The sequence below is a fragment of the Microcystis sp. M144S2 genome, assembly GCF_020246065.1.
In the GTDB taxonomy this organism is placed as follows: Bacteria; Cyanobacteriota; Cyanobacteriia; order Cyanobacteriales; family Microcystaceae; genus Microcystis; species Microcystis ichthyoblabe_A.
The window spans coordinates 1-3,877 of the sequence record NZ_JADBTR010000086.1; the positions used below are offsets into that span (position 1 = coordinate 1).

Genomic DNA, 3,877 nt, shown 5'->3' on the forward strand with positions numbered 1-3,877 from the left:
TCGATAGGTAGGGTCTGCTGAAAAAGTTTTTCGTGGGGGTAGGGTGTGGGGTGTGGGCTTCGGCCGTGAGCTCAGCGTTCGACCGAGCTCACGCCGAGGTCCGAACGGGTGTGGGGTGTAGGGTGTGGGGTGTAGGGTGTAGGGTTTTACCCATTTTCAGGCGGTCAATTACCTAATTTTCAGGGAAAAAGTCCCGGAATTTTCCCCCCGATCACTCCCAGATACGGTACTTTTTGATTTCCCAAAAAGTCTAAAAGTCTTACCCAACACGGTTTTTAGATTTATTCAGCAAGCTCTAGTTAAGCTCTACTGAATTTAAACCGCCTCTTGGGATTTTTAGTACAAATGCTCAGGCTTCCTCTCCCAACTCCGGCACTCCGGTGCAGTCTTAACGAGTATCAGTTTCCAGTTTACCCACTACTTTTTGGGGTTAATTTTTTTGGGCTTTATTTGACTTGACCAGAGGGGGGTCGCAGGCGCACGGATTTTCCATTATCTATATAATATCATGTCAAGCGTTAGTTAGCAAGAGAAAATTTTTAATTGGGAGCGAAAGATCGAAGGACGAAAAACCAGTACATCTATACCGAAATATTTTCAGAATGATAACGATTCTCACCGACTGTGATAAGATCAGAATCATAATCAGACTCAGTTAATCCGATGGGTAAAAAATTCCAGTTAACAGCGATCACTTTAACCCTGACTATAGCCAGCTTAACAGCTTGTAGTGGTCCCTCGGTCAAGGAAGAGGAAGCAAAGACACCCTTACAGGTGACAGTGAGTATCGTACCGCAGGAATATTTCGTCAAACGCATCGGCGGTGATAGAGTCAGTGTTAATGCCATGATTCAACCCGGGACAGATCCCCACACCTATGAACCAAAACCCGAACAATTAAAAACCACAGCCCGATCGCAAGCCTACTTTAAAATCGGTGTATCCTTAGAAGATGCCTGGAAAGATCGCTTAAACAGTGTTAACCAACAGATGTTAATCGTCGATACCAGTCAAGGAGTAGATAAAATCCCTTTGACAGCAGAACATGATCACGATCATAACCATGATCATAATCACGATCATGATCATGCCAAGGCAAAAACAGAGCAAGCTGGAAAAAACACCCTAGATCCCCATATTTGGTTATCCCCAAAACGAGTCAAAGCACAGGCAAAGACTATTTATCAAACCCTAGCACAACTCGATCCGGGTCAGGAAGCTATCTATCGAGCTAACTTGGAAAAATTCAGTCAGGAATTAGACGCATTAGATCAAGAAATTCGGCAAAACTTGGCAGGGATTAAAAACAAAAAATTTATGGTATTTCATCCCGAATGGGGCTATTTTGCCCAAGATTACGGTTTAGAGATGATTGCGATCGAAATCGACGGTAATGAACCCAGTGCTGCCCAGTTAAGTCAACTAATCAAACAGGCCAAAAAAGAGAATATTAAAGTTATTTTTACTCAACCAGAATTTAGTCAGAAAAGTGCCGAAACTATTGCTAGGGAAATTGGGGGACAGGTAATCCCTATCAGTGCCTTTGCTGAAAATTGGAGTGAAAACCTGCGACAAGTTTCCCAAAAAATGGCCACAGTTTTAAATCAGTAATTGCTTGTATATGTCAACGATCATTACCATTAATAATCTCTGGGCCGGCTACGAACAGGAACCTATCCTCGAAGATATTAATTTAACCATTGAAGAATTAGATTTCCTGGGAATTATCGGCCCGAATGGAGGAGGAAAAACTACCCTCCTTAAGGTTTTACTGGGATTAATTAAACCTTGGCGGGGAGAAGTCAGTATTTTGGGGCAAAGTGTCCAAAAAGGTCGGGAATTAGTCGGTTATGTGCCGCAGTTTGTCGAATGCGATCGCTCATTTCCCATCACTGTGGGTGAGGTGGTGAAAATGGGGAGATTGAGCAGCAAAAAACTCTGGCAAGGCTATAGTAAAAAAGATGAGGTAAGGGTAGATAAAGCTTTAGATAGTGTGGGAATGTTAGCGTTGAAAAAAAGGTCGATTGCTGAACTTTCAGGAGGACAGCGCCAACGGGTTTATATCGCTCGCGCTTTAGCGGTAGAACCCCGTCTCTTGATTTTAGATGAACCCACTGCTAGTGTCGATCCCCAAATGCGTGCTAGTATTTTTTCCCTGTTGCAAGAATTGAATGAGTGGATGACCATTTTAATTATTTCCCACGATCTAGGAACCCTATCTACCTATGTTAAATCGATCGGTTGTCTCAATCGTCGTCTCTATTATCACGGCCAAAAATCTCTCACTACCGCTATGCTAGAACAAGTGTATTGTTAAAAGTTTTCTCCCTTTCTACTGTCAAAACCCTTGACAAATCCCCGCCCTTGACAGATACTTATACATAGAATGGGAATCCGTGCCTGCCTGCAAACCCTCTTTTTTTAGGTTAGATAAGCGTCAAGAAAATAAAAACCTAATACCTGACCAGCGCTAAAGACTTATACGAACAAGACTATCTTGCTTGGTTAGAAGAAACGGCCAAACAACTGCGACAAAGACAGACAGATGTATTGGATTGGGGAACCAACAGAGACAAAAATTATTATTATTAGTTGTAAATTTCATTATGACTAGGCTCAATGTAATCGCTGTTATTTTGTTGATTAAACTTTAAAATTGTCATTGCTGGAACGCCAAGGGCGATCGCTTACAATAGGGGGAAAACTTTTAGAAAGCAACCTTTATTACTATTCTTACTCATGCCCACTCTATCAAGCTTCTATGGAATAAAAATCACCATGAACTATAACGATCAAAATCCGCCTCATATCCATGCCGAGTATCAAGATTATGAAGCAGTTATAATGATTCACACAGGTGAAGTTTGTGGTCAAATGCCCAAAAGAGGACTAAATCTAATATGGGAGTGGCTTGATCTACACCAATCTGAACTATTGGAGAACTGGGAAAATGCGAGTCAAAGAAAACCTCTTAACAGAATCGATCCCCTTCCCTAAAAAGGAGCTATTTCTTCATGTTATCTGTGTGGAATATCTGGATAAGTATCAATTAAAGCTAACCTTTAATAATGGAATAGAAGGGATTGTAGATTTAGAACAAGAATTGTATGGGGAAATCTTTGAACCCTTAAAAGATAAAAGTTTATTTCAAAAAGTATATGTAAATAGTCGGACAATAGAATGGCCAAACGGAGCAGACTTTGCCCCTGAATTTTTATTTGAAATTGCCCTCGACAAGCAACCGGTTAGTATGGTCGGTGATCCTGTAGGGTATGCTAATGAAATGTAACAGACCAAATTGTTTTTTTAACAATAATTATCTGATTTGCGATTATTTTGGACTTTAGTGCGATCAGGTTTTCTCCTCATGGTGTGATCGCTTTTTGATGAAGAGGGGCGATCACTAATTGCCCTCTTGACTTAAAAAATAGTGCGATCGCTGATCTGTAGGTTGGGTTGAGGTGACGAAACCAAACATTACCTTATTTCCTCGCTAATAAAATTGGCGTTGCCGAAGGCACTGCGTTCTCGAAGAGCGGCGAAGCCTAGTAGAGCATCAATTTTGTGTTGAGGGATAAAAAAAGAGCTAATCTGGAAGAAGTTATCCAACTTCAGACAAAAAAATGCCGAAGAAAAAATATATTGTAGATCTAACAGACTCCGAAAGAACTGAACTCGAGCAGCTAACCAAGAAAGGAAAAATAGCAGCTTACAAAATGAACCATGCCAGAATACTACCAGCAATTCTCATTTTAAAAAGTAACAAGTGATACAGACAGAAACAAAGCTTTAAGCAAGCTACAAAATGCGCTCCCGCGAGTGCGACTGCATCGCAGAGAAGTGAGTATATAGAGTATTTATACTCAAAATATTTGAA

Annotated in this window: 4 protein-coding genes and 2 pseudogenes; all 6 read left to right on the forward strand. The window is 40.9% G+C overall.

Translation table 11 applies throughout. The features are described from left to right. Positions 1 to 663: 663 nt before the first annotated feature. Positions 664 to 1,611, forward strand: a complete 948-nt coding sequence (locus IM462_RS11255) for a metal ABC transporter solute-binding protein, Zn/Mn family (protein WP_287700182.1) — start codon at positions 664 to 666, stop codon at positions 1,609 to 1,611. Between the two features lie 10 nt (positions 1,612 to 1,621). Beyond that, positions 1,622 to 2,317 carry a metal ABC transporter ATP-binding protein gene (locus tag IM462_RS11260; protein ID WP_002784967.1) on the forward strand — a complete coding sequence of 232 codons (696 nt, stop codon included), beginning with the start codon at positions 1,622 to 1,624 and terminating at the stop codon, positions 2,315 to 2,317. Between the two features lie 143 nt (positions 2,318 to 2,460). After that, positions 2,461 to 2,559 (forward strand): annotated as a pseudogene (locus tag IM462_RS11265) (DUF29 family protein); the annotation flags it as partial. Between the two features lie 180 nt (positions 2,560 to 2,739). Continuing rightward, positions 2,740 to 2,997, forward strand: coding sequence for a DUF4160 domain-containing protein (locus IM462_RS11270; RefSeq protein ID WP_287700183.1), 258 nt, complete (start codon positions 2,740 to 2,742; stop codon positions 2,995 to 2,997). After that, positions 2,951 to 3,289, forward strand: a complete 339-nt coding sequence (locus tag IM462_RS11275) for a DUF2442 domain-containing protein (protein ID WP_002737024.1) — start codon at positions 2,951 to 2,953, stop codon at positions 3,287 to 3,289. Before IM462_RS11270 ends, IM462_RS11275 begins: the two co-directional genes overlap by 47 nt. Positions 3,290 to 3,623: 334 nt before the next feature. Further along, positions 3,624 to 3,737 (forward strand): annotated as a pseudogene (locus tag IM462_RS11280) (IS630 family transposase); the annotation flags it as partial. Positions 3,738 to 3,877 lie beyond the last annotated feature (140 nt).